19 protein-coding genes and 1 tRNA gene are annotated in these 24,922 nt (G+C 65.5%); 15 read left to right on the top strand and 5 right to left on the bottom strand.

Going from position 1 to position 24,922, the window contains the following annotated elements; all coding sequences use genetic code 11:
• Nucleotides 1–432: 432 nt before the first annotated feature.
• Nucleotides 433–2,367 carry an FAD-dependent monooxygenase gene (locus tag BI49514_RS13865; protein WP_101547073.1) on the bottom strand — a complete coding sequence of 645 codons (1,935 nt, stop codon included), beginning with the start codon at nucleotides 2,365–2,367 and terminating at the stop codon, nucleotides 433–435.
• 259 nt (nucleotides 2,368–2,626) lie between these two features.
• Here BI49514_RS13865 and BI49514_RS13860 point away from each other — a divergent pair, with 259 nt between their 5' ends.
• From BI49514_RS13860 to BI49514_RS13835, 6 genes are read left to right on the top strand one after another with little or no spacing between them, the layout of a single operon-like run.
• Entirely contained in the window at nucleotides 2,627–4,117 is a 1,491-nt protein-coding gene (locus BI49514_RS13860) for a fumarylacetoacetate hydrolase family protein (RefSeq protein WP_101547072.1), read from the top strand.
• Entirely contained in the window at nucleotides 4,114–4,836 is a 723-nt protein-coding gene (locus tag BI49514_RS13855) for a GntR family transcriptional regulator (RefSeq protein WP_244195012.1), read from the top strand. Before BI49514_RS13860 ends, BI49514_RS13855 begins: the two co-directional genes overlap by 4 nt.
• The gene (locus BI49514_RS13850) at nucleotides 4,833–6,338 is read left to right on the top strand and encodes an aldehyde dehydrogenase (RefSeq protein ID WP_101547070.1); all 1,506 of its coding nucleotides are present in this window, start codon (nucleotides 4,833–4,835) and stop codon (nucleotides 6,336–6,338) included. The genes BI49514_RS13855 and BI49514_RS13850 overlap by 4 nt, the downstream gene beginning before the upstream one ends.
• Before the next feature lie 7 nt (nucleotides 6,339–6,345).
• Nucleotides 6,346–7,482 carry a 3,4-dihydroxyphenylacetate 2,3-dioxygenase gene (gene hpaD / locus BI49514_RS13845; protein WP_101547069.1) on the top strand — a complete coding sequence of 379 codons (1,137 nt, stop codon included), beginning with the start codon at nucleotides 6,346–6,348 and terminating at the stop codon, nucleotides 7,480–7,482.
• Between the two features lie 11 nt (nucleotides 7,483–7,493).
• Nucleotides 7,494–8,279 (top strand): fumarylacetoacetate hydrolase family protein, encoded by a 786-nt coding sequence (locus BI49514_RS13840; RefSeq protein WP_101547068.1) that lies wholly within the window; start codon nucleotides 7,494–7,496, stop codon nucleotides 8,277–8,279.
• A complete protein-coding gene (locus tag BI49514_RS13835) occupies nucleotides 8,264–9,052 on the top strand; it encodes an HpcH/HpaI aldolase family protein (RefSeq protein ID WP_101547067.1) in 789 nt (262 codons plus the stop codon). Before BI49514_RS13840 ends, BI49514_RS13835 begins: the two co-directional genes overlap by 16 nt.
• A gap of 60 nt (nucleotides 9,053–9,112) precedes the next feature.
• Here BI49514_RS13835 and BI49514_RS13830 read toward each other — a convergent pair whose 3' ends face one another.
• Nucleotides 9,113–11,056, bottom strand: coding sequence for an LPXTG cell wall anchor domain-containing protein (locus BI49514_RS13830; protein WP_101547066.1), 1,944 nt, complete (start codon nucleotides 11,054–11,056; stop codon nucleotides 9,113–9,115).
• Between the two features lie 661 nt (nucleotides 11,057–11,717).
• Between BI49514_RS13830 and BI49514_RS13825 the strand changes: the two genes are divergently transcribed.
• Both BI49514_RS13825 and BI49514_RS13820 read left to right on the top strand, forming a co-directional pair.
• A complete protein-coding gene (locus BI49514_RS13825) occupies nucleotides 11,718–13,139 on the top strand; it encodes a PrsW family intramembrane metalloprotease (RefSeq protein WP_244195013.1) in 1,422 nt (473 codons plus the stop codon).
• A gap of 9 nt (nucleotides 13,140–13,148) precedes the next feature.
• On the top strand, nucleotides 13,149–14,339 hold the full coding sequence (locus BI49514_RS13820) for a MarP family serine protease (RefSeq protein WP_101547065.1): 1,191 nt from the start codon (nucleotides 13,149–13,151) through the stop codon (nucleotides 14,337–14,339).
• A gap of 6 nt (nucleotides 14,340–14,345) precedes the next feature.
• Here the strand turns inward: BI49514_RS13820 and BI49514_RS13815 are convergent, their stop codons facing one another.
• The 3 genes from BI49514_RS13815 to upp all read right to left on the bottom strand — a co-directional run bounded on the left by BI49514_RS13815 (nucleotide 14,346) and on the right by upp (nucleotide 17,108).
• Nucleotides 14,346–15,287, bottom strand: a complete 942-nt coding sequence (locus BI49514_RS13815) for an endonuclease/exonuclease/phosphatase family protein (protein ID WP_101547064.1) — start codon at nucleotides 15,285–15,287, stop codon at nucleotides 14,346–14,348.
• A 75-nt stretch (nucleotides 15,288–15,362) separates the two neighbouring features.
• On the bottom strand, nucleotides 15,363–16,181 hold the full coding sequence (locus BI49514_RS13810; RefSeq protein ID WP_101547063.1) for a winged helix-turn-helix transcriptional regulator: 819 nt from the start codon (nucleotides 16,179–16,181) through the stop codon (nucleotides 15,363–15,365).
• Between the two features lie 288 nt (nucleotides 16,182–16,469).
• Nucleotides 16,470–17,108 carry a uracil phosphoribosyltransferase gene (gene upp / locus BI49514_RS13805; RefSeq protein WP_101547062.1) on the bottom strand — a complete coding sequence of 213 codons (639 nt, stop codon included), beginning with the start codon at nucleotides 17,106–17,108 and terminating at the stop codon, nucleotides 16,470–16,472.
• A gap of 73 nt (nucleotides 17,109–17,181) precedes the next feature.
• On the opposite strand from upp, the gene BI49514_RS13800 reads away from it, so the two are divergent.
• From BI49514_RS13800 to xdhC, 7 genes are all read left to right on the top strand, one after another.
• Nucleotides 17,182–17,733: a tRNA adenosine deaminase-associated protein gene (locus tag BI49514_RS13800; protein WP_101547061.1), complete on the top strand. Its 552-nt coding sequence runs from the start codon at nucleotides 17,182–17,184 to the stop codon at nucleotides 17,731–17,733.
• Nucleotides 17,734–17,765: 32 nt separating this feature from the next.
• Entirely contained in the window at nucleotides 17,766–18,197 is a 432-nt protein-coding gene (locus BI49514_RS13795; protein ID WP_101547060.1) for a nucleoside deaminase, read from the top strand.
• Nucleotides 18,198–18,260: 63 nt separating this feature from the next.
• Nucleotides 18,261–18,351: transfer RNA gene (locus BI49514_RS13790), tRNA-Ser, on the top strand.
• Nucleotides 18,352–18,638: 287 nt separating this feature from the next.
• Nucleotides 18,639–20,099: an NCS2 family permease gene (locus tag BI49514_RS13785; RefSeq protein ID WP_101547059.1), complete on the top strand. Its 1,461-nt coding sequence runs from the start codon at nucleotides 18,639–18,641 to the stop codon at nucleotides 20,097–20,099.
• A gap of 195 nt (nucleotides 20,100–20,294) precedes the next feature.
• A complete protein-coding gene (locus BI49514_RS13780) occupies nucleotides 20,295–21,752 on the top strand; it encodes a xanthine dehydrogenase small subunit (RefSeq protein ID WP_101547058.1) in 1,458 nt (485 codons plus the stop codon).
• Nucleotides 21,752–24,130 (top strand): xanthine dehydrogenase molybdopterin binding subunit, encoded by a 2,379-nt coding sequence (gene xdhB / locus BI49514_RS13775; protein WP_101547057.1) that lies wholly within the window; start codon nucleotides 21,752–21,754, stop codon nucleotides 24,128–24,130. The genes BI49514_RS13780 and xdhB overlap by 1 nt, the downstream gene beginning before the upstream one ends.
• Nucleotides 24,127–24,912, top strand: coding sequence for a xanthine dehydrogenase accessory protein XdhC (xdhC, locus tag BI49514_RS13770; RefSeq protein ID WP_167443917.1), 786 nt, complete (start codon nucleotides 24,127–24,129; stop codon nucleotides 24,910–24,912). Before xdhB ends, xdhC begins: the two co-directional genes overlap by 4 nt.
• The last annotated feature ends 10 nt before the right edge of the window (nucleotides 24,913–24,922 follow it).

The raw sequence follows: 24,922 nt of genomic DNA, 5'->3' as shown, positions 1-24,922 counted from the left end.
CAACGACAGCGGCCCGCGCATCATCATGACCTCGCTGGGGGGCTGGTCACTCGACTCCACCACTCCTCACGACACGTTCTACCTCGTCCTCTGGGCGCTGATCATCACCATCGCCGTCCTCGGTCTCTTCTTCCCCTCGGCTCGGTGGTGGGCCGCGGCGGCCAATGCTCATCGGAGCCCTCATCGTCGTCCTCCTCATCGGACTCGTCCTCGAGCCGCCGCTGTTGATGTGGGACGGTCAGCTGCCAGACGGCACTCCGACGGGCGGAATGGAGATCGGCTACCCCTCCGTCGGATATGGGCTGTGGCTCGTCGGAGCCGCCGCACTCATCTCAGCTGGGATCTGCGGGCTTCTCGCGCAGACCAAACGCCCCCGGCCAGCAGTCCAGAGACCACCAGTCGAGGGCGTTTGAGCACGGAACCGTTCCGGCATCACTTCACGGGTTCGAAGACTCCTGCGAAGAAGTCGCCGATCTCGGCATGTGCGTCCAACGGGAAGATGCCGGAGACGTACTGGTCGGGGCGGACCACGACGACGGCGCCGTCGCGGCTGATCTCACGGGCCTCGAAGATGTCCTCGTCCGGCAGGGTCGCGTAGATCTTCTCCACGTATTCGAGGTCGTAGGCGCCCACGTGCGGACGGAAGACCTTCGGCACATCGGGAAACGCGAACTCCTTGTGTTCCTGCTGGTAGATGGCGCTGAGCTCGACGAGGGCATCGGGATCCTCGCCCTCCCGGCGGAAGGCGACCAGGGGAGAAGCCGGATCCGATTCGAGCCACGCAGCCAGATCCGCCACCTTCGACTCACCGGCGGAACCGCCAGCGAAGCTGTCGACGACCGGAGCAGCCCGATCGGCGAAGACGTAGACCCGCCAGCGACCGTCGGCGCGGGCCTCGTGACCGAGGTGGATGAAGTTCGCATCGCAGCTGCGCTTGACCCGAGCCGACTTGAACCGCTTGCCGATCGGGAATCCGACCGCGAGCTCCTGATGCGTCGTCGGCGTCGTGATCATCGACTCCGTGTACTCGGTCATGAACCCGGCCGGGAACTCCGCAGTTTTGACGTAGAAGTCCTCGAGGTAGGTCTTGTCCGGCAGCTCCTCCTGCGGAGTCGCCATCAGCGTCGACCATTCCTTGTCGAAGTCGATGAGGTTCTTCGCCGCCACCTGACGCTCGGCCGAATAGGTGCGCAGCAGCTCCGTCGACGACCGGCCCGTGATCACCTGCCCGAGCTTCCACGCGATGTTGAAGCCGTCCTGCATGGACACGTTCATTCCCTGTCCGGCCTTCGCCGAATGCGTATGGCAGGCATCGCCGGTGATGAACACGCGCGGGCACTGCGAATCGGGCGCGGTCTCATCGGTGTCGTCGAAGGCGTCCGTGAGCCGGTGCCCGACCTCGTAGACCGAATGCCACGCCACTTTCTTCACATCAATGCTGTAGGGCGCGATGATCGCATTTGCCCGGGCGATGATGTCATCGATGCTCGTCTGCCGCACCTTGCGCGCATCGTCGGCCGGAACCTCACCGAGATCGACATACATCCGGAACAGATGCCCGCCCTCGCGGGGGATGTGGAGGATGTTGCCGTGCTTCGACGAGATCGCGCACTTCATCCGGATATCGGGGAAATCCGAGTTCGCGAGCACATCCATCACACCCCAGGCATGATTGGCCTGGTCACCGCTCATCGTCCGCCCGATCGACGACCGGACCTTCGACCTGGCCCCATCGCAGCCGACGACGTAGCCGGCGCGGATGGTCCGTTCTTCCCCGGCGCGCTCGCCCGCGGTGTAGCGGACACTCACCGACACCGGATGGTCCTTCGCCGAGGCGGCCGTGCCGTCCGCGTCGACCGTGAGGTCGACGAATTCGATCCCATAGTCGGGCGTGATCTTGCCGGGGGACTGGACGGCGAACTGGGCGAAGTAGTCGAGCACGCGCGCCTGGTTGACGATGAGGTGCGGGAACTCGCTGATCCCATGCTCGTCATCCTTGGGCCGACCGGTGCGGATGATGTGCTCGGGGTGCTCAGGATCCGGATTCCAGAACGCCATCTCCGTGATGTGGTAGCCCTCGCGCATGATCTCCTCGGCGAAGCCGAACGCCTGGAAGGTCTCGACGGAACGCGCCTGGATGCCGTCGGCCTGACCGATGACCAGCCGGGAATCGCGCTTCTCGATCATCCGCGTGTTCACGTGCGGGTACTGCGACAGCTGAGCCGCGGCGATCATTCCCGCGGGACCGCTGCCGACGATGAGCACATCGACCTCATCGGGCAGCTCCTCGCTGCGCTCGATTCCGTACCCAGCGGCCTCTTCGATCCGCGGGTCCACGGACACGTAGCCGTTCTGATGGAAATGCATGTCACCCTCCGGTTGTCGACACGTCGTCGTGATATTCGAATGCTATCAGTTCATATACGATCAAGCGGAACTAGGGGGCGCTGATCGCCATCGTCGCTGATCATCCGCAGCGTCCCGATCGCGATGTCCGAACGCGCCCCCGTGCCTGCTCCCCGCAGTCCTCACTCGGCAGCGATCTCTGTGGCCTGGATTACTTGTTCTCGGGAACCGTATCATATACGATCTGTGGTGAAGCCAATCGAAATGAGGTGTGAGATCGATGTCGACTCCAGCAGGTGTTCCCGACCGTCCGGGCAAGATCATTGCCGTTCATGTGGCCTACGAATCCCGTGCAGCTCAGCGCGGTCGACGCCCCGCCCAGCCGTCCTACTTCCTGAAGGCCGCCAGTTCCGTCGCCGCCTCCGGTCAGACCATCGAACGTCCTGCCGGCACCTCGCTGCTCGCCTTCGAAGGTGAGATCGCCATCGTCATCGGCACCCTCGCCCGCAACGTCACCGAGGCCGATGCGTGGTCCCATGTGGCCGGCGTGACCGCGGCCAACGACTTCGGCCTCTACGACATGAAGATCCCCGACAAGGGATCGAACGTGCGCTCGAAGAGCCGCGACGGCTACACCCCGCTGGGACCCGAACTCATCCCCGCCGCCGAGGCGGCCCCCGACTCCCTGCGCATCCGCACCTGGGTCAACGGCGACGTCGTCCAGGACGACGGCACCCGCGCCGACCAGCTCATCTTCACCCTCCCGCGCATCGTCGCGGACCTCAGCCAGCACCTCACTCTCGAGCCCGGTGACGTCATCCTCACCGGCACCCCGGTCGGATCCTCGGTCGTCGACCCAGGCGACACGGTCGAGGTCGAGGTCACGGCCGCCGCGGCGAACGGTGGGCAGCTGAGTTCCGGACGACTGACCACGACCGTCGTCGACGGCCCCAGCAGTTTCGATGAGAACCTCGGCAGCGTTCCGGCCGTGGATGAAGCGCTCACTGTCGACGCCTGGGGCTCACGCGAAGCCGCCGGACTCGCCCCGGAGGACGGCGCCGCCGACACAGCATCGAAGGCACTCGGCGATGACCTCATCGCCAAACTCACCGACGCTCCGACCGCGGGACTGTCGGCTCAGCTGCGCGCCCGCGGACTCAACAACGTCGTCATCGAAGGCGTCGCCCCGCTTAAGCCCGGCAGCAAGATCGTCGGCACCGCGAAGACGCTGCGCTTCGTGCCCAACCGCGAAGACCTCTTCACATCCCACGGCGGCGGCTTCAACGCCCAGAAGCAGGCATTCGACTCGATCCGCCCCGGCGAGGTCGTCGTCATCGAAGCCCGCGGCGAATCCGGTTCGGGCACCCTCGGCGACATCCTCGCTCTCCGCGCGAAATCACTCGGCGCCACCGGCGTCATCACCGACGGGGGAGTCCGCGACTCCGCCGAGGTGGCCGAGATCCTGCCCGTGTTCGCCACCGCGAAGAACCCGGCCGTGCTCGGCCGCAAGCACGTGCCATGGGAGTCGGACGTGGCTGTGGCCTGCGGAAACGCCACCGTCCTGCCCGGAGACGTCATCGTCGCCGACGACGACGGTGCCATCGTCATCCCTCGTGATCTCGTCGAGGAAGTCGTCGACGCGGCACTGGCCAAGGAGGTCGAGGACGGCTGGGTGGCCGAACAGGTCGCGGCCGGCAACCCGATCGAAGGACTCTTCCCGCCGAAGGGCGAATGGAAGGCGAAATTCGACGAGTGGAAGGCCTCGCAGTGAAGACCGAACAGGCAGGGGCAGGCGGCCCTTCCCTGAGCAAGGCCGAGACCGCCTACCGATGGATCCGCGAACGCGTCGCTGACCAGACCTATCAGCCTGGGCACAAACTCGTGCTCGCGCAGATCGCCCTCGAACTCGACACCTCCGTGGTGCCGGTGCGCGAAGCCATCCGCCGGTTGGAAGCCGATGGTTTCGTGACCTTCGAACGCAACGTCGGCGCCCGCGTCGCCATGGTCGATCCGGGCTCCTACACCCAGTCGATGGAAACGGTCGCGATCCTCGAGGCCGCGGCCGTCGCCCAAGCCCAGGGCCACCTCGGCGCCGATGATCTCGATGCTGCGGAGAAGATCAACGATCGGATGCGCGCCCTGCTCGATGATTTCGAACCGGCCGAATTCACCAGACTCAACCACGAGTTCCACGAAACCCTCTACCGACGCTGCCCGAACGAGCGGCTGTGCACCCTCGTCGAACTCGAATGGGACCGGCTCAACCACCTGCGGGACTCGACGTTCTCCTTCGTTCCCGAACGGGCATTGGAATCGGTGGAAGAGCACTCACGCATCGTCGCCCTCATTCGGGTCCGCGCCTCGGCGCAGGAGATCGAACGGGCCGTGCGCGAGCACCGCTCGGCCACCCTGCGCAGCTTCCAGAACTCCCAGACGCCCATAGCCGCCACCCCGAACGTGCACACAGATTCACGAAAGGACAAGTCATGACACAGTCCACAACCCCACCGGCCGGAATTCCGGAGAAGATCCGCCACTACATCGGCGGGCAGTTCGTCGACTCCATCGACGGAGACGAATTCGACGTCCTCAACCCCGTGACGAACGAACCCTATATCAAGGCCGCCTCGGGCAAGAAGGCCGATATCGAAGCCGCCGTCGCCGCGGCGAAGCAGGCCTTCGACGAAGGCCCGTGGCCGACGATGCTGCCGCGTGAACGCGCCCGGGTGCTCAACAAGATCGCCGATATCGTCGAATCCCGCAAGGACGAACTCGCTGCCATGGAGTCCTTCGACTCCGGTCTGCCGATCACCCAGGCCAAGGGACAGGCGGCGCGCGCGGCAGAGAATTTCCGCTTCTTCGCCGACCTCATCGTCGCCCAGGTCGATGATGCCTTCAAGGTCCCCGGCCGTCAGGCGAACTACGTCAACCGCAAACCGATCGGCGTGGCCGGACTCATCACCCCGTGGAACACCCCGTTCATGCTCGAGTCCTGGAAGCTCGGCCCGGCGATCGCCACGGGCAACACCGTTGTGCTCAAGCCAGCCGAGTTCACCCCGCTGTCAGCCTCGCTGTGGCCGGGCATCTTCGAAGAGGCCGGACTGCCCACCGGTGTGTTCAACATGGTCAACGGCTTCGGCGAAGAGGGCTTCGCCGGCGATTCGCTCGTCAAACACCCGGACGTTCCGCTCATCTCGTTCACCGGCGAGTCGAAGACCGGGCAGACGATCTTCGCTAACGCCGCCCCCTGGCTCAAAGGCCTGTCGATGGAGCTCGGCGGCAAGTCCCCGGCCGTGGTCTTCGCCGATGCGGATCTCGAGGCGGCCGTCAACGCCACGATCTTCGGCTCCTTCTCCCTCAACGGGGAACGCTGCACCGCCGGTTCGCGCATCCTCGTCGAGGATTCGATCTACGACGAATTCGTCGAACGCTACGCTGCCCAGGCGGGGCGCGTGAAGGTCGGTCTGCCCTCGGATCCCACCACCGAGGTGGCTGCGCTCGTCCATCCCGAGCACTATGAGAAGGTCATGTCCTACGTCGAGGTCGGCAAGACCGAGGCCCGCCTTGTCGCCGGCGGCGGACGCCCCGAGGGCTTCGAGACCGGCAATTTCGTCCAGCCGACCGTGTTCGCAGACGTGAAGCCCGACGCCCGGATCTTCCAGGAGGAGATCTTCGGACCCGTCGTCGCCATCACCCCGTTCTCCTCCGACGAGGAGGCCCTGGAGTTGGCGAACAACACGAAGTACGGTCTGGCCGCCTATATCTGGACCTCGGATCTCAAACGCGCCCACAACTTCTCCCAGGCCGTGGAGTCGGGCATGGTGTGGCTGAACTCGAACAACGTCCGCGACCTGCGTACCCCCTTCGGCGGAGTCAAGGCCTCGGGACTCGGCCACGAAGGCGGCTACCGGTCGATCGACTTCTACACGGAACAGCAGTCCGTGCACATCAACCTCGGCGAGGTCCACAATCCCGTCTTCGGAAAGCAATGAGGCAGCCATGACCAAACGCACCGATATGACCCGGACCTCGGCCGGCTATTTCGTCAGCCAGGAGACGGGCATCGCCACCGACAATCCGATCACGACTCCGCAGGCGAGCCCGCCGGACATTCTGCGGTGTGCGTATATGGAGCTCGTCGTCACCGACCTCGCCGCGTCACGTGAGTTCTACGTCGACGTGCTCGGACTCTACGTCACCGAAGAGGACGAGAACACGCTGTACCTGCGGTCGACGGAGGAGTTCATCCACCACAACCTCGTCCTGCGCAAGGGTGAGGTCGCCGCAGTGGCCGCGTTCTCCTACCGGGTGCGCAGCCCCGAAGAGCTCGACAAGGCCGTGGCGTTCTACACCGAACTCGGCTGCGATGTCCGTCGCAACCCCGAGGGCTTCGTCAAAGGCGTGGGCGATTCCGTGCGTGTCGTCGATCCGCTCGGCTTCCCGTACGAGTTCTTCTACCAGTCCGATCATGTCGAACGCATGTCGTGGCGCTACGACCTGCACATCCCCGGCGAGCTCGTCCGCCTCGACCACTTCAACCAGGTCACCCCGGACGTGCCGCGCGCGGTGAAGTACATGCAGGACCTCGGCTTCCGCGTCACGGAGGACATCCAGGATGAGGAAGGCACCGTCTACGCCGCGTGGATGCGCCGCAAACCGACCGTCCATGACACGGCCATGACCGGCGGCGACGGACCGCGCATGCACCATGTCTGCTTCGCCACGCATGAGAAGCACAACATCCTCGCCATCTGCGACAAGCTCGGTGCGATGCGCCGGTCCGACTCGATCGAACGCGGTCCCGGCCGTCATGGAGTCTCGAACGCGTTCTACCTCTACCTGCGCGATCCCGACGGCCACCGCGTCGAGGTCTATACCCAGGACTACTACACCGGCGATCCGGACAACCCGGTCATCACCTGGGACGTCCACGACAATCAGCGTCGCGACTGGTGGGGCAATCCGGTCGTCCCATCCTGGTACACGGATGCCTCGCTCGTCCTCGACCTCGACGGCAACCCGCAGCCCGTGCATGCTCGCACCGATGATTCGGAGATGGCCGTGACGATCGGCGCCGACGGGTTCTCCTACACCCGCGCCGATGAGACTGAGTGCAAGCTGGGCAACCAGCTCTGAAAGGAATCCACATGCTCGATGAGGCAACGATCGCGGCCATCGCCGACGATCTCGCTCAGGCGGAGCGGACAGGCAAGAAGATCGGTCTGCTCACCGCGAAGTATCCGGACATGACGGTCGAGGACTCCTATGCGGTGCAGAACGAATGGCGCCGCCGTGGTGAAGCTGCCGGCCGTCGGCTCTATGGTCACAAGATCGGGCTGACCTCGAAGCCGATGCAGCAGGCCACCGGGATCACCGAACCCGACTACGGCGCGATCTTCGCCGACCAGGTCTATGACACCGGGTCCGTGATCGACCATTCGCAGTATTCGGGCGTGCGCATCGAGGTCGAACTCGCTTTCGTCCTGCGTGAGGAACTGCGCGGACCCGATGTCAGCCTCTTCGACGTGCTGCGAGCAACCGAATACGTCGTCCCCGCACTCGAGGTCCTGTCCTCGCGCATCGAGATGGAGGGACGCACCATCGTCGACACCATCTCGGACAATGCGGCGCTGGGTGCGATGGTCCTCGGCGGCCGACCGGTCGCTGTCGATGCCGTCGACCTGCGTCGGGTGAACGCTCTGCTCTACCGCAATGAGACGATCGAGGACTCCGGAGTCGCTGCCGCCGTGCTCGACCATCCGGCTCGCGGAATCGTGTGGTTGGCGAACAAACTCGCCGAACACGGAGATGTGCTCCGCGCCGGAGAGACCGTGCTCGCCGGATCGTTCACCCGCCCCATGTGGGTGTATCCCGGCGACACCGTCCACGCCGACTACGGAGAGCTGGGAGTCATCACATGCCGTTTCGAGTAGAGCTTCCGCAGACCTTCGCCGACCGTGTGGCCGGCCTCGGCGACGGCGAGCACCTGGCCGGGATGTGGGTGTGCTCGGGTTCGCCCGTGGCCGCCGAGATCGCCGCTGCCTCGGGAATGCAGTGGGTGCTCATCGACGCCGAGCATTCCCCGATCGGACTCGAGACGACGACGAGTCTGCTGCGTGCGATGAACGGCTATCCGGCGACCCCTGTCGTGCGGGTGCCGGTCAACGACACGGTGCTCATCAAGCAGTACCTCGACCTCGGCGCGCAGAATCTGCTCGTGCCGATGGTCGATACGAAATCCGACGCCGAGGCGGCTGTGGCGGCCGTCCATTATCCGCCGAAGGGTGTGCGCGGGGTCGGTTCGGCCCTGGCCAGGGCCTCCCGGTGGAATGCCGTGGACGGGTACCTGGGTCGTGCCGATGAGTTCGTGTCCCTGACCGTGCAGATCGAATCGGCGACCGCGGTGGACAACGCCGCCGAGATCGCCGCGGTCGACGGAATCGACCAGATCTTCGTCGGACCCTCCGACCTGGCCGCATCGATGGGACTGCTCGGCCAGCAGACCCATCCGGATGTCACCGAGGCGGTGACGCAGACGTTCGAGGCGGTGAAGGCCGCCGGCAAACCCGTCGGAGTCAATGCATTCGACCCCGACCAGGCACGGAAGTACCTGGAGGCCGGAGCGTCCTTCGTCCTCGTCGGTGCCGATGTCGGCCTGATGATGAACGGCGCCCGCGCCTGGGCCGAGACCTGGGTTCAGGGCTGAGCACACCTCACCCCCGACCGCGCGTCTGCGGTTGGGGGTGAGGTGTATTCATAGGGTGTTTCACTCCTTGTCACGGCGGCTGCCGGAGATCAGCAGGATCGTTGAGCCGAGTCCGAGGAGGACGATTCCCAGGCCAATGAGCATGCCGTTGCCTGTCGTGCCTGTGCGGGGCAGTTCACCGGATGGTGCCGGGGCCGCCGGAGTCTCGGGCGCCACGGGAGTTTCGGCGACCGGTTCGGCCGGTGGGGACTCGGGCTTCTCCGGGGTTTCGGGAGCCTCGGGCTGTTCCGGCTGTTCCGGCTGTTCCGGGGGAGACGGCGGTGTACTCGGTTCCTCGGGCGGGCTGCTCGGCCTCTCCTCAGGCAGACGGTGCACGGTCTCCGCGGGAACGCCCCAGTCGCTCGTCCACGCCTTGTTGACGTCGCTGCCCTCGATCGTCGTGACATAGGTGACCCAGCCGACAGGCATATCGATCGGCTCGGTGTCGATCTCGACGCGGCCCTTCTCATCAGCGTTGACGGTGAAGTCCTGCACGGACAATTCGGTGCCGTCGGGCTCCTCCGACTGCTTGGGTTCCGTCTCCACGTGGTAGGCGGTGATGGTGAGCACGGCTTCGGAACCCGGTCGCAGACCGGTCACCGCCACCTCGTCGTGGGTTGATGTCCCCTCGAGCACCGCCTCGGTGTCGGCTGTCGGAGTCCACGGGACGAATCCGGTCTCGCGGGGTTGGCCGTGGATTCCCTTCCATTCCTTCGTCGCCTTGTCTCCGGCGATCGTCTCGGTGAAGTACAGCCAACCGCGGAAGTCCTCGGGCACGGTGACCTCGTCGGACGTGTGGGTGCCGTTGCCGACGTTCTTCGAGGTCACGGATCCGATTTCGCGAGCGTCATCGTTCTTGATGCCCTGTCTCGGTGCCGTCGCGGTCTGCCACAGGGTGTGTTCGACGGTGACTGCGTGGTCGCCGATGAGGCCGGAGACGGTGAATTCGTCGGTGACCGTCTCACCCGGTGTCGGTGTCTGGTCGGAGATCTCCGTGGTCACCTTCGGCTGGGAACTCAGTTCCAGTGACGCCTTGTCCGTGACTGAATCGGGGGTGTCCGGGGTGATGACTCGCTGTACCCGCGTGCCGGACGTCGGTTCGAAGACGCGCACGGTCTGCGGGGCGACCTTCGCCGAGGCGGTCACGGACAGAATGCCGGGGGCGCTCGCCTGCAGTGTCATGGCCACGGGTTCCTTCCCAGTGGTCAAGGTCGTCGGGGCTTTCGTCGTGCCGGTGGACTTGAGGGTGACGGGAACGTCGGGGACCTGTGCACCTGAGGCGCTGAGCAGGGAGACCGTCAGCGTCGCCTCATCGGTGGGAGTGCCGAGGACCTTCGGCTTGTCAGTTTTGTCGGAGGCCCAGGAGTCAGGAGAAGAAGCGGACTCCGGGGCGGCATAGGGTTCGAGCACGGGCATGCGCATGACCGGCTCGAGGCTGATGTCGAGGGTGTAGGGGCCCGCCAACTTCTTCGCCTCGGCGAGGATCGTCGAGTGCTTCTTCGCGGCACCGGAGAACTTCTTACCGAGATCGGCCGGCTTCTGTGGCGGCACCTTGTGATCGTGGGGGAGTGCCTTGTCGAGGCGGGCCATCGCGCTCAACGCGGCCTGCACATCTTTCGACGTCGAGCCGGCATATTCGTGCAGTGCCCACGCTGTGCGAGCCGAGGTGACCGTGTCGGCCTTCGCATTCTTGAAGTTCTTCGGCAGCGGAGACTTCTTCCCCGCATCGATGCAGTATGCGGAGGTGTCAGGGAAGGTCCGGTAGGAGCCGTACCAGGTCTTGCCCTGTTTCGCATGGTGCCAGATGCCCGGTCCGTATGCGTTGGGTGCGGTGTGCACCGGAACCTCGCCGAGGCCGACCGGCGGTCCCGCGGCCATGGCCGGTCCCAGCCCGATGAGTGAAGCGATTGTGAGGACGGTGAGCAGCAGCGCGGTGCGCAGCGATGCGAATCTGAGAGTAGTCATGGACCGATTCGACACGGGGAGCCTCTTGTCGCACTAGGGGAGGTTCGAGGGGCTGTGGATACTGCTTTGAGCATCCACAGGATGTGACGTGCGAGTGGGCGAGGTGCTGGTCGATGGAGGGAGGGGAGTAGCCCTGGGGATTGACGGCAGCGCCGGGCGCGTGTGGTGGGCGATGCCGACCGTCGGACGACGGTCGAATGGCCCGTGGAGCTTTCACTGTCGTCTGGTTCCTCCGCCGACATCGAGTCGACGAAACTGCGCCCGTCCACAGTCGAAAATGGTTGAGTGGGGCGTGAGACGTTGTTTGAAGAACGTGGCAGTCGGCTGAAGTGTTGCCGGACGGATACACGACGAGGCCTACTGTGGAGGGCTTCGACTCTAGACTGAGGTGAGCGGAATTTCCCCCATTGCAGAAGGACAGACTATGTCGGCACAGAACGGTCCCGGTTCCCAGAGACCGCAGCCGCCCCAAGTGCAGGGCCCACCGAACCCGAACATGCCCCCTGCGCAGGGACAGATGCCGCAGCAACCGGGCCAGGCCGCTCGGCAGCAGCCGCGTCGTCCGCAGCAGGGTCAGCCGCAGAATCATGATCGGTTCCGGCCTCGGCCGGAGGGATCGCAACAGCCGCGGCCGCAGCAGCCGCCCATGCAGGGACAGCCGATGTCGGCACCCGGCCGACCCATGCAGCCTCAGATGCAGCCGGTTCCCGGCCAGCCCATGCCTGGCCAACCCATGCCTGGCCAGCCGGTGATGTATGCGCCCCCGCCTGCGCAGGCACGCGTCTATGCTCAGCCGCGGTTTGCCCCGACGGTGACCCAGGAGATGCGGAACCGCGCGGGGATGCAGGCACCCCAACAGGTCGTCACCGACACCCCCTGGACCGGCGCAGTGCGGAAGACACAACCGGAGACCGAACCCGACTCGACCGGAAACATCGTCCGGCTCGTCGCCGCGATCCTTGTGCTCGTCGGGCTTGTCATCGGACTGGCACTACTTGCCCTGCTCGGCGGACTGAGCTTCGGCGTCCGCCTCTTCGGTCTCATCGGACTCGCAGCGATACCTCTTCTCGGCATCATCGCCTATGTGCTCTGGCTCGATCGCTGGAGGCCCCAGCCGAAACTGCTCTTGGGCATCTGCCTGCTCTGGGGTGCCGTCGCCTCGGTCATCCTCACCCTCGGCTTCTCACTCGTCGGGGACATCGCGCTCTATATGATCGGCATCAATGGGGTGCCCGACGTCATCGGTGCAGTCATCCAGGCTCCGATCCTCGAGGAATCGACGAAGACCGTCCTCCTCCTCGTCATCGTCCTTGCCGCCCGACGCTATTTCGAAGGGCCCCTCGACGGGCTCGTCTACGGTTCGCTCATCGGTGCGGGCTTCGCCTTCACCGAGAACATCCTCTACCTCGGTCAGGGTTGGAACGACGGCGAGCTTCCGGGACTGGCAGTGACATTTGCCATGCGCTGCCTCGGATCGCCGCTGCTCCACACGGCGTTCTCAACTTGCGCTGGTGTGTCGATCGGCCTCGCCGCCCGCAAATGGCCGTGGTGGTCACTCATCCTCATGTGGCTGCCCGGACTTGCGCTCGGCATGATCCTGCACGGCTTCTGGAACGCCTCGATGACGTTCCTTGGTGTCCTCGGCCAAGCAACCCGCGACGTGATGGGCGGAATGCTCCCGCAGATCATCGGCCTCATCGTCCTCAGCGCCATCCTCTCCGCCGCCTGGGTCGCGCTCGGCCTCATCCTGCGCCGCAGCGAACGCATGCACACTCAGAACATGCTCGGCGACTATGCGAACACCGGTTGGCTCACCCACGCCGAGGTCGACATGCTCGGCACCTGGAAGGGCCGGAAGAACGGACGCGACTGGGCGAAGTCATTCCCCGGCGGCAAGGAGGAGATGAAGACCATGATCCGCACCTCCGGCAAACTGTCGACGACGCGGATGCGCGTGCTCGCCGGAATCGGCGGAGAACAGGAACGCAAGATCGAACGGGCCGAACTCCAGCAGTTCGCCGACGCTCGCGAACGTCTGCTCGCGGCCTCCAAACAGACCGCTCCCCAACAGTCGATGCGGTAAGTTCCAGCGGTGACGATCTTCGACATCCTCCTCATCGTCCTCGGTATCGGGGCGCTCTTCGCCGGGTTCCGCCAGGGCATCATCACCGCCCTCGGAACCGCGGCCGGCTTCATCGTCGGCTGGATCCTCGGGCGCCTGCTCTCCCCGCTCGTCGAATCGCTGAGCACCGGCACTGATGTCATGGACAACCAAGGCGTACTCATGCTGCTGGCCTCGATGCCGTTGGTCCTCAGCGTGCTCTTCGCCTTCGCCGGCAGCGGCATCGGGGCGTGGATCAAGCACAATATGGACTCCGACCTCGGCCAGGGCATCGACGCCGTCGGCGGCACCATCACCGCCGGAATCGTCTATGTCCTCGTCATCTGGCTCGCCGCAGGATTCATCCGCACCACCCCGCTCGTCGAACCCAATCGCTGGGTCGCCGACTCCTCCGTCATCGCCGCGATCGACCGCACCATACCCTACTCCTCACAGAACGCCCTGGGCGGACTGGCGAAGGGACTGAGCACCTCCGGGTTCCCCCAGGTGTTCTCGGGACAGCCGGAACAGATCCGCGGAGTCGGAGAACCCGACGGAGGCATGGTCGAGGTCGGTCGCAGCGTCGAGGACTCTGTCGTCAAGATCACGACGACGGCCACCAGCTGCGCCACCGGTTCGGAAGGCTCCGGCTTCGTCTACGAGGACGGACTCGTCGCCACCAACGCCCACGTCGTGGCCGGATCCACGGAGTTGGCCGTACAGGTCGGCGGCAAGGGCAGGCCCTACCGCGCCGAGGTGGTCGAATTCGACGCCGAAGCCGATGTGGCCGTGCTCCGGGTCCAGGGTCTCGACGCTCCCGCCCTCGACTTCGGCAACGGGCTCGGACCGGGCGACGACTCCGTCGTCGTCGGATTCCCGGCGAACGGTCCCTATACGATCTCACCGACTCGAGTACGAGAGAAGATCAACGCCCGCGGACTCGACATCTACGACTCGCAGTCGGTCGTCCGGGAAGTCTATGCCCTGCGCGGAATCGTCAGGGAAGGCAACTCGGGAGGCCCGCTCATCGACGCCGACGGAAACGTCGTCGGCATGGTCTTCGCCCGCTCCGCCACCGATGACGAAACCGGCTACGCCCTCACTCGAGCCGAGATCGCCGACGTACTCGACGCCGGTGCCGCCGAGCGCACACCGCAGCCGACCGGTCAGTGCACGAACTGACCTCGACTACTTGAGGTCGAGTCCGGCGAGGACGGCGCGGTGGTCGCTCGATCCGCGTTCGAGCACCTCGTCGGAGGTGGCGTCGAAACCACGGTAGAGAACATGGTCGAGCCGGGTGACGGGGAACTGGGAGGGCCAGGTGAAGCCGAAACCGCCTCGGGCCGCTTCCCGGGTATCCTCCAGCGGCGGCACCAAGGTCTCCATATTGTTGTCCGTCGTCGCCGTGTTGAAGTCGCCGGCGACGACGACATGTTCGGCACCATCGGTCTCCACCGTCGTGGCCAGGCGGCGCAGAGCGGCATTGCGCATCGATTCGTGGCCGGGGCGCACCGAAGGCATATGCACGGCGTAGAAGCGGATGTCACCGTGATCGGTCGAGATCGTGGTCGCGAACGCGCGCGGCCACTGCAGGCCGAGGTCGACCTCCTCGGGCTCCGACATCGGCCACTTCGACCACACGCCGATGGTGTCGACGACCTGCGAATGCTCGAACGAGGAGTCGAGCTCCTTGTGGATGATCTTGCCGGACAGGGATTCGAGTTCCTGGATCGTGACGATGTCCGGATCACGGTCGACGATGTTCTGCGCGGCAGCCGTGGGCTGCGGCATCCTCGCCCCCACATTGTGGGTGGCCACCGTCAGGTCCGGGTCACCGGAATCCTCGTTCGGCAGCAGGGCAGGTCCGAACATTCCCGTCCACACGAGAGCGGGCACGAGGAATCCGATGGCCGAGAGCCACGAGAAGCGGATGACGAACATGAGCAGCACGAGCGCGAGGAAGATTCCCGTCCACGGCAGCACCGATTCGAGGATGAGCGCGATGCCCATCCGCGTCGGCAGCAGATCGTGGAGAAGCAGGAATGCCGCATAGAGGATCCCGAAGATCAATGCGGTGATGCCCTTCGCGGGGCTGTGCCTTCTGCGCGGTGAGGAATATGCCTGGTTCATCGATCAACGATCTTAACCGGGAAGTCTGGCCCCACGCTGGAAGCGACTTGCGACGCGGCTCACAGCCGCGCGACGTCAGCGACGCGCAGTCGCGCTCCACACCGTCACATCGGGGTGGGTGTCGTAGCGATACCCCGAACCCCTCATCGTGCGCACCACTGAGGCATATTCGCCGAGGCGGCGCCGCAGTCGGCGGATGTGGACGTCCACGGTGCGTTCGTCGGGAACTTCATCGCCGGACCATACCGCGGTGATGAGGTCCTCACGGGGCAGGGTCTCATCGGCATGGGAGACGAGGGTGGCGAGCAGGTCGAATTCCTTCGTGGTGACATCGACGAGGTCGCCGTCGATGCGGACCTCGCGGCGGGGGATGTCGATGCGCAGACGTTCGCCGGTGGCCTGGGTGTAGGCGTCGCCGGCCCGTCCGCCGAAACCGCGAGGTGCGGGAGCCGCCGGAGCGGCCTCCTCGCGCAGGGCCGGCGGGTGGATGCGGTTTGGAATGCGCGAACGCACGGGGCCGTGTGTCGCCGCCGGTGCACCGGTCGCGGCGGGGGAGCCGTTGGCCACGGCTCGCACGGCGTCGATATCGCTGCCGCGGCCTTCCGGTGCCAAGGCGATGACGGCCTGGGTCTCGGCCTGGCTGGCGAGTTCCTTGGCGTAGGCCTGCAGCTCAGCGGCGATTGCGGAGAGGTTCGTGCCGTCGGCCGCGGCCTTGGTCTCATCGAGTCCGATGTAGACGATGATTCCGCGGGCGGCCTTCGGTGACGGGACGACACCGGCGGGTCCGTAGGTGTGCGGTGGGTTCTGTGGGTCGACTGCGCTCAACCTGGCTCCTGCACGTCGAGTGGCCACTGCACTGCGGGGGTGGACGTAGGCGGGTTCTGGATTCGGCATTGCTGTCCTTTGCTTTCGACCATGAGGTCGATATGACTGGAGGAGTCCGCTGCTTGAGTGAACTCGTTCGAGGCCGGACAGCGGGAGTACGATCACCGACCACGAACGCAGGGCATACACATATGTGCGCCCGGCATTCGCATCTGATGGATCGTCGAAGTCATGACTTCATTATTTGTCACATAACTTCGGCCGCGCAAAGGAAAACCCGAAAATGAGACGACTGTGACGAAATATGACGCCACAGTCGCCGCGGATGGCGACCGAAATCGTCATCCGCGGGTGCCGTCAGTCGACGATTCCGTACATCCGGTCCCCGGCGTCGCCGAGTCCGGGCACGATGTAGCCCTTCTCGTTGAGCTTCTCATCCAGTGCCGCCGTGTACACCTTCACCTCGGCGGAATCGCTGTAGTCGCGTTCGATGCGCTGGACGCCCTCGGGGGCGGAGACGAGGCACACGGCGGTGACGTCGCGAGCTCCGCGAGCGAGCAGGAAGTCGATGGCCATGGCCAGGGTGCCGCCGGTGGCGAGCATCGGATCGACGACGAAGATCTGCCTGCCGGTGAGATCATCGGGCAGGCGATCGGCATAGGCGCTGGGCTCGAAGGTCGTCTCGTCGCGGACCATTCCGAGGAATCCCACCTCGGCGGTGGGGAGGATGCGCAGCATTCCGTCGAGCATGCCGAGCCCGGCGCGCAGGATCGGGACCACGACGGGGCGGGGTTCGGCGATGCGGGTGCCGATGGTCGTCGTCACCGGAGTCGAAATCTCCTTGTCCTCGACGGACACCGATCGCGTCGCCTCATAGGCCAGCAGCATGACGAGCTCTTCGGTGAGCTGTCGGAAGCGAGCGGAATCCGTGTTCACATCGCGCAGAGCGGTGAGTTTGTGGGCGATGAGCGGGTGGTCGGCTACGTGAAGATGCATACCTCAAATGGTACGGGAGAAGTTCGGGTCCCCGGCAGTGGTCAACGCGGGGCGAAGCGTTCACAATGGAGGCATGTCGTACTTCACTGAGATCCTGGCCGATTCCGGCGATGGCTTCCGTGCCCTCGATGTCGACGTCCGTGACGCGAACGACCTCGACGACCTCGTCGATATGATGCGTTCGGCAGCCGGCGATGACGGAGAGGCCGTGGCCGTCATCGAACACGAAGACGAATGGTTCGGGCTTGTGCGCCTGTGCCGGAACAACGAAGTCAAGGTCTTCCTCTCCGATCTCGCTGCGGCCGAAGCGAGCCCGTTCGCGGAGATCTTCGCCGACTTCCTCGACTCCCGGCCCGACGCCTATGACGCCGAACCCGAAGAGGACTTCGGCGCCGAGGAGGACGAGACCGCTGTCGACGAGGAGGACGACGAAGACGAGGTCGAAATGCTCGAGTTCGACGCCGATGCCGAATGGGGCGGAGACGCCGACATCTACTCCGACCGCGGAGTTCCGGCCGCCACCCTGATCGACCAGGTCGAAAGCTATCGATCCGACCCGGCCCGGGTCGTCGCCCATGTCGGTGAGACCGTCGGCTTCGCCGATCAGCTCGAGGCCGCACGCTGACCGCTGCGTCCGTGACCCGGTTCGACGAATGGATGGCGCATGCCCTCGCCGAGGCGGCGCTGGCGCCGGCTCATGACGACGTTCCCGTCGGGGCTGTGGTCATCGACAGTGACGGAGTGATCATCGGGCGCGGTCACAATCGACGCGAGGTCGATGCCGACCCGCTCGGCCACGCGGAACTCATGGCGATCTCAGCCGCCGCCTCGGCGAGGGGCGAGTGGCGCCTGGACGGCTGCACCCTCGTCGTCAATCTGGAACCGTGCGCCATGTGCGCCGGAACCCTCGTCGGCTGCCGCATCGACCGGGTCGTCTTCGGGGCCTATGACGACAAGGCCGGGGCGGTCGGATCGGTCTGGGACCTGCTGCGCGACCGCGCTGCACTCCACCATCCGGAGGTCACCTCGGGCGTCCGAGCGGAGGAGAGCCGGGCCCTGCTGAGGGAGTTCTTCGCGGCCAGACGCTGACGTGTCCCAGCTCACGGCGGACCGATTTGGACGCAGAAAGTCCACCGCTGTACAGTTGTCGGCGGTGGCGTGTCCGAGCGGCCGAAGGTGCAACACTCGAAATGTTGTGTAGGGCAACCCCCTACCGTGGGTTCAAATCCCACCGCCACCGCCAAGGGAAGCCCCTGATCAGACGTTTCTGGTCAGGGGTTTCGTCTGTCTCGTCGATGGATGGCATCGGCGCGGGCAGAGGTGTGATGATTGACGCACCAGGGTCGAGCGGCGAGACTTGCTCGGTGAAACAGAAAGAGTTTTCCGGGATATGGAATTACTTTTCGGTATCCCGGTCCGGTATCCGGAGCTGAAGACTCGACTGTTTCATTGCGCATGTTCAAGGCGCAGGGCCGACGACGATGATGTCGCCGGCTGACCAAATCGAACAATCTGAGGTGGTCCAAGAAAATGGCTGACAACGACCAAGCGGTGCAGACCGCATCTTCGAGACCGGGGCTTCTCGACAAATTCTTCGAAATCACCCATCGAGGCTCGACGATCAAGCAGGAGATCCGCGGCGGCATCGTCGCCTTCGTCGCGATGGCCTATATCGTCGTCCTCAATCCGCTCATCCTCGGCGGTTCCCAGGACATCGCCGGAGACAGCCTCGACTTCGCCCAGCTGACCGCGGTCACCGGGCTCGTCGCCGGCGTCATCACGATTCTCTTCGGCGTCGTCGCCCGACTTCCCTTCGGTCTGGCCGCAGGCCTGGGCATGAACAGCTTCCTCGCAGTCTCCGTCGTCCAGGAGGTCACCTGGGCCGATGCGATGGGTCTGGTGGTCATCAACGGCGTCATCATCGTCCTCCTCGGTGCCACGGGCATCCGCACCGCGATCTTCAACGCCGTCCCACATGCGCTGAAGATCGCCATCACTGTGGGCATCGGACTCTTCATCGCCTTCATCGGCTTCGTCAACGCCGGGTTCGTCACCCGCACCCCGGCCGGCCCACCCGTCCAGCTGGGTCAGGACGGATCGATCGGCTCCCTGCCGACGCTGGTCTTCGTCTTCGCGCTCGTCCTCATCGGCATCCTCGTGGCGCGGAGGATTCCCGGCGGCATCCTCATCGGCATCATCGTGGCCACGATCGCCGCGATCATCATCCAGGCGTTCGCGAAGCTCGGCACCGTCGGCGACCCGGTCAATCCGGACCCGCTGGGCTGGAACCTCTCCGCGCCGGAATTCCCGAAACAGGTCATCGCCCTTCCCGACTTCGGTCTCATCGGCGCCTTCGACCTCGTCGGCGGCTTCCAGCACATCGGAGTCCTCGCGGCCACGATGCTCGTGTTCACCCTCGTGTTCACGAACTTCTTCGACGCTATGGGCTCGATGACCGGTCTGGCCCGCAGCGCCGGGCTGCAGACCGAGGACGGAATGTTCCCGCGCATCCGCGGAGCCTTCATCGTCGAAGGTCTCGGCGCGGTCTTCGGCGGCGGTGCCTCCGCATCGTCGAACACGGTCTTCGTCGACTCCGCAGCCGGAATCGCCGAAGGCGCGCGCACGGGTCTGGCCGCCTGCATCACCGGTGTGCTGTTCCTGCTGTCGATGTTCTTCTCACCGCTCATCGCCGTCATCCCGATGGAAGCCGGAGCCGCGGCCCTCGTCGTCGTCGGCGCCATGATGGTCACGCAGATCCGTGAGATCGACATGACCGACTTCCGCACCTCGCTGCCGGTCTTCCTCACCATGGTGACGATGCCGCTGACCTATTCGATCGCCAACGGCATCGGCGTCGGATTCATCTCCTGGGCGCTCATCCACGCCATGAGCAACCGTGCCCGCCAGGTCCACTGGCTGCTGTGGGTGGTCTCGGCCGGATTCGTCCTGTACTTCGTTCGCGGCCCGATTTCGGCTATCTTGGGGGCATGAGAACAATGGTTGGACACTCAGCTTGGGGAAAGGGTCAGATCGCCCACGGGGCTTGACCTACGGGGACGTCCAGTCCTCTCTTCCGCGTTCTTCTGCGCTGTTCGCATGGATAACCAGAGGCTCGAAGAACGAAGCAAATTGTTCCAACCATGCACTGTGCGCCTCAGTGGAGAGGCGCGGGAGGTGTGAAGTGCGATGTCCGCAGCGACAACGGACCAGTCAACTGCCGAAGTGACAATCAACGGGACCGTCCGCGAGTTCGACGGCCCACCCCATACGAATGCGCTGGACTTCCTGCGCGGTCAGGGTCTGACCGGAGCGAAGGAAGGCTGCGCCGAAGGCGAATGCGGGGCCTGCGCGATCATGGTCGCCCGCCCCGATGAATCCGGCGGAACCCGCTGGACCTCAGTGAACTCCTGCCTGCTGCCGGCAGCAGCCCTCGACGGCGGAGAGGTCGTGACCTCCGAAGGTCTGGCCGACGGAGACTCCGTCCACCCCGTCCAGGAAGAGATGGCCGTGCGCGGCGGATCCCAGTGCGGATACTGCACCCCCGGCTTCATCTCCTCGATGGCCGCCGAATACTACCGGCCCGAACGCTGCGAGGACGGCTTCGACCTCCACGCCCTGTCGGGCAACCTGTGCCGCTGCACCGGCTACCGCCCCATCCGCGATGCCGCGAATGCGCTGGGACAGCCCGCCGCCGACGATGCGCTGGCCGCCCGCCGTGACCGCCCTGCCCCGTCGGCTCGAGCCATCGACTACCAGCGAGCCGACACCGCCACCGGGAAGATCGGACGCTACCGTCGTCCCGCCACCCTCGCCGAGGCGACCTCCATCCTCAGCCACGATCCCGAGGCCACCGTCGTGGCCGGGGCCACCGACTGGGGCATCGACGTCAACATCAAGGGAGCACGGGCCAAGAACATCCTCGCCGTCGACCGTCTCGAGGAGATGCGCGGAATCCGCCGCACCGAATCGTTCGTCGAACTCGGCGCGTCCCACACCCTGTCCGAACTCGAACGTGAGCTCGCCGGATACATTCCGCTGCTGGGCAAGCTGTTCCCACAGTTCGCCTCCCGCCTCATCCGCAACGGGGCGACCATCGGCGGCAACCTCGGCACCGGTTCGCCCATCGGCGACACCCCGCCGGCGCTGCTGGCCCTCGAAGCCGAACTCGTGCTCACCTCCGTGCGCGGGGCGCGAACCGTGGCACTGGCCGACTACTTCACCGGATATCGGCAGACGGTCAGAGAAGCAGATGAACTCATCACCGCCATCCGCATCCCGCTGCCGCTGTCTCCGCTGACGTCGTTCCAGAAGATCGCCAAACGCCGCTTCGACGACATCTCCTCGGTCGCGATCGGCTACGCCGTCGACATCCGGGACGGAATGATCGCCAAGGCTCGGATCGGCCTCGGCGGAGTCGCAGCCACCCCGCTGCGCGCCACCGCCACCGAAGCCCTCCTCGAGGGTCGGCCTTGGACCGTGGAGACTGTGCATGCGGTGGCCGAGACCCTCGCCGCCGAAGGCACCCCGATGGACGACCACCGGGCGAGTGCGAAATACCGGACCGCGATGCTGCGGTCCTCCCTCGAACGCTTCTACGCCGAGCAGCTCGGCCACCCGGCCGTGACCAGCAAGGAGGTCCAGTGATGAGCCAGCTCTCCCAGCGCCCCGCCGACCCGGTCGTCGGCGAACGCCACCACCACGAAAGCGCCTTCGGTCACGTCACCGGAACCGCGCTCTACACCGATGACCTCGTCGGACGTCTCACCGGGGTCCTCCACGCCTTCCCCGTGCAGTCGACGACCGCGCACGGCCGCCTCGGCGCCATCGATATCGAACCCGCCTACGCGGTGCCCGGAGTCGTCAAGGTCATCACCGCCGCCGATATCCCCGGCGTCAACGATCAGGGCGTCAAGCATGATGAGCCGATGCTGCCGGTCGACGAGATCATGTTCTTCGGCCAGCCCCTGGCCTGGGTCCTCGCCGAGGATCTCGAAGCCGCGAGGGAAGGCGCTGCGGCCGTCACCGCCGAGGTCGAGGAGCTGCCGTCACTGGTGACCGTGCGGGATGCCATCGCTGCCGACAGCTACCACGGCAAGCCCCTGTCGATCGACAAGGGCGAGGTCGACTCCGCGTTCGCCGATGCCGCTCATGTCTTCGAAGGCGAATTCGAGTTCGCAGGCCAGGAGCACTTCTACCTCGAGACGCAGGCCTGCCTGGCCCATGTGGACGAGAACGAACAGGTCTTCATCCAGTCCTCGACCCAGCACCCCACCGAAACTCAGGACATCGTCTCCCATGTCCTCGGAGTTCCCGCCCACGAGGTGACCGTGCAGTGCCTGCGCATGGGCGGCGGCTTCGGCGGCAAGGAGATGCAGCCCCACGGCTTCGCGGCGCTGGCCGCGCTCGGTGCGAAGCTCACGGGCAGGCCGGTGCGGCTGCGCCTCGACCGCACCCGAGATATCACCATGACAGGCAAACGCCACGGCTTCCACTCGTCGTGGAAGATCGGATTCACCGAGGAGGGGAAGATCCTCGCCCTCGACGCGACCTTGACCGCCGACGGCGGGTGGAGCCTCGACCTGTCCGAACCGGTGCTCACCCGCGCCATGTGCCATATCGACAACGCCTACTGGGTGCCGAACATCCGGGTCACCGGCCGCATCGCCAAATGCAACAAGACCTCGCAGACGGCGTTCCGCGGATTCGGCGGCCCACAGGGCATGCTCGTTATGGAAGACATCATCGGCCGTGTCGCCCCGCAGCTGGGGCTGTCCGCCCGCGAGCTGCGCCGCCGGAACTTCTACGCGCAAGGTCAGGACACCCCCTACTATCAGCCGGTGCGTCATCCCGAGCGGATCGGGGCGTGCTGGGACCAGCTCATCTCCCAATCCGATCTGGAGGCCCGCGAGGCTGAGATCGAGGCATTCAACCTGAGCCACGAGCACATCAAACGCGGTCTGGCGATCACCCCGGTGAAGTTCGGGATCTCGTTCAACCTCACCTCCTTCAACCAGGGCGGGGCGCTCGTGCTCGTGTACAAGGACGGATCCGTCCTCGTCACCCACGGCGGCACCGAAATGGGGCAGGGGCTGCATCAGAAGATGCTGCAGGTCGCGGCCACCACCCTCGGCGTGCCCCTGTCGACGGTGCGACTGGCGCCGACGCGCACGGACAAGGTGCCCAACACCTCGGCGACGGCGGCAAGCTCCGGATCCGACCTCAACGGCGGAGCGGTGAAGAACGCCTGCGACCAGATCCTCGATCGGCTGCGGCAGGTGGCCGCCGGCATCCTCGGGGCACCCGCCCATGAGGTGGAGATCTCGCGGGGAATCGTCTCCGCGCTGTCGTCTGCGAAGACGGTGACCTGGGAAGAGCTCATCAACACCGCGTACTTCCAGCGCATCCAGCTCTCGGCCTCCGGCTTCTACCGCACCGAGGGACTGCACTGGAACCTCTCGCAGATGCGCGGCGAACCGTTCAAGTACTTCTCCTACGGGGCCGCGGTGTCCGAAGTCGAAGTCAACCGCTTCGACGGCTCCTACACCCTGCGCCGCGTCGACATCGTCCACGACGTGGGAGACTCCCTGTCACCGCTGCTCGACCTCGGACAGATCGAGGGGGGCTTCATCCAAGGCGCCGGCTGGCTGACCCTGGAGGACCTGCGCTGGGACGAATCGGACAAGCCGAGCCGCGGCCGCCTGGCCACTCAGGCGGCGAGCACATACAAGATTCCGAGCTTCTCCGAAGTCCCCGAGGTCTTCAATGTCGCCTTCCTCGACAAAGCGCATGAAGAGGGAGCCGTGTACGGGTCGAAGGCCGTGGGCGAACCCCCGCTCATGCTCGCCTTCTCCGTCCGCGAAGCCCTGCGCGAGGCCGTCGGTGCCTTCGCACGACCCGGCCACAGCGTCGACCTCGCGTCCCCGGCCACACCGGAAGCGGTGTTCTGGGCGATCGAAGAAGCCCGCGGGCAGGACTCGGGGGCGGCCGCCTCGGCGAGGGAAGGACAACGAGTTCCGTCATGACCTGGATGGACACCGCAGCCGAGCTTCGCGCAGCTCGGCTGCCGGCTGTCCTCGTCACTCTCGCCGCGGTGCGCGGGCATGCCCCGCGCGAGGCGGGAGCGAAGATGATCGCCACCGCTGATGACCTGTTCGGGACCATCGGCGGGGGCAATCTCGAGATGACGGCCCTCACCCGTGCCCGGGAACTGCTCGCCGAGGGGCAGACGGCTCCGGAGATGCTCACCCTGCGGCTCAATGACAAGGCTCCGGCCAAATACGGTCGCCAATGCTGCGGCGGAGAGGTCACCATGCTCTTCGAACCCCTGCCCGTGCCCGCATCGGTGGCGATCTTCGGCATCGGCAACATCGGACTCGAGCTCACTCGGATCCTCGCCCGCCACGAACTTGACCTGACCGTGTCCGATTCGCGGCCCGAACAGCTCGAGGCGATCGATGAGTTGGAGGAGCCGGTGGCGCGGATCCGCCGCGAATTCGCTGTCGTCGGGGAAGAGGTGATCACGGAGCTGCCGGCCGGCGCGCATGTGGTCATCATGACCCATGACCATGCCGAGGACCTGCACCTGTGCTCTGCGGCGCTGACCCGCGGCGACCTGGGATCCGTCGGGCTCATCGGTTCGAATGCGAAATGGCAGCGCTTCCGCAAGAACCTCGCCTCCGAAGGCTTCGCACCCGAGGCCATCGACACCATCCGGTGCCCCATCGGACTGCCCGACCTGCCCGGCAAAGCACCCGCGACGATCGCCGTGAGCGTCGCCGCGGACCTGCTCGGCCGCATGGCCTGATTCTCACCAC

This window comes from Brevibacterium iodinum ATCC 49514 (assembly GCF_900169265.1).
Taxonomy (GTDB): domain Bacteria; phylum Actinomycetota; class Actinomycetes; order Actinomycetales; family Brevibacteriaceae; genus Brevibacterium; species Brevibacterium iodinum.
The sequence above is the reverse complement of the archived record's forward strand: the minus strand, read 5'-3'. Positions and strand labels throughout refer to the sequence as shown.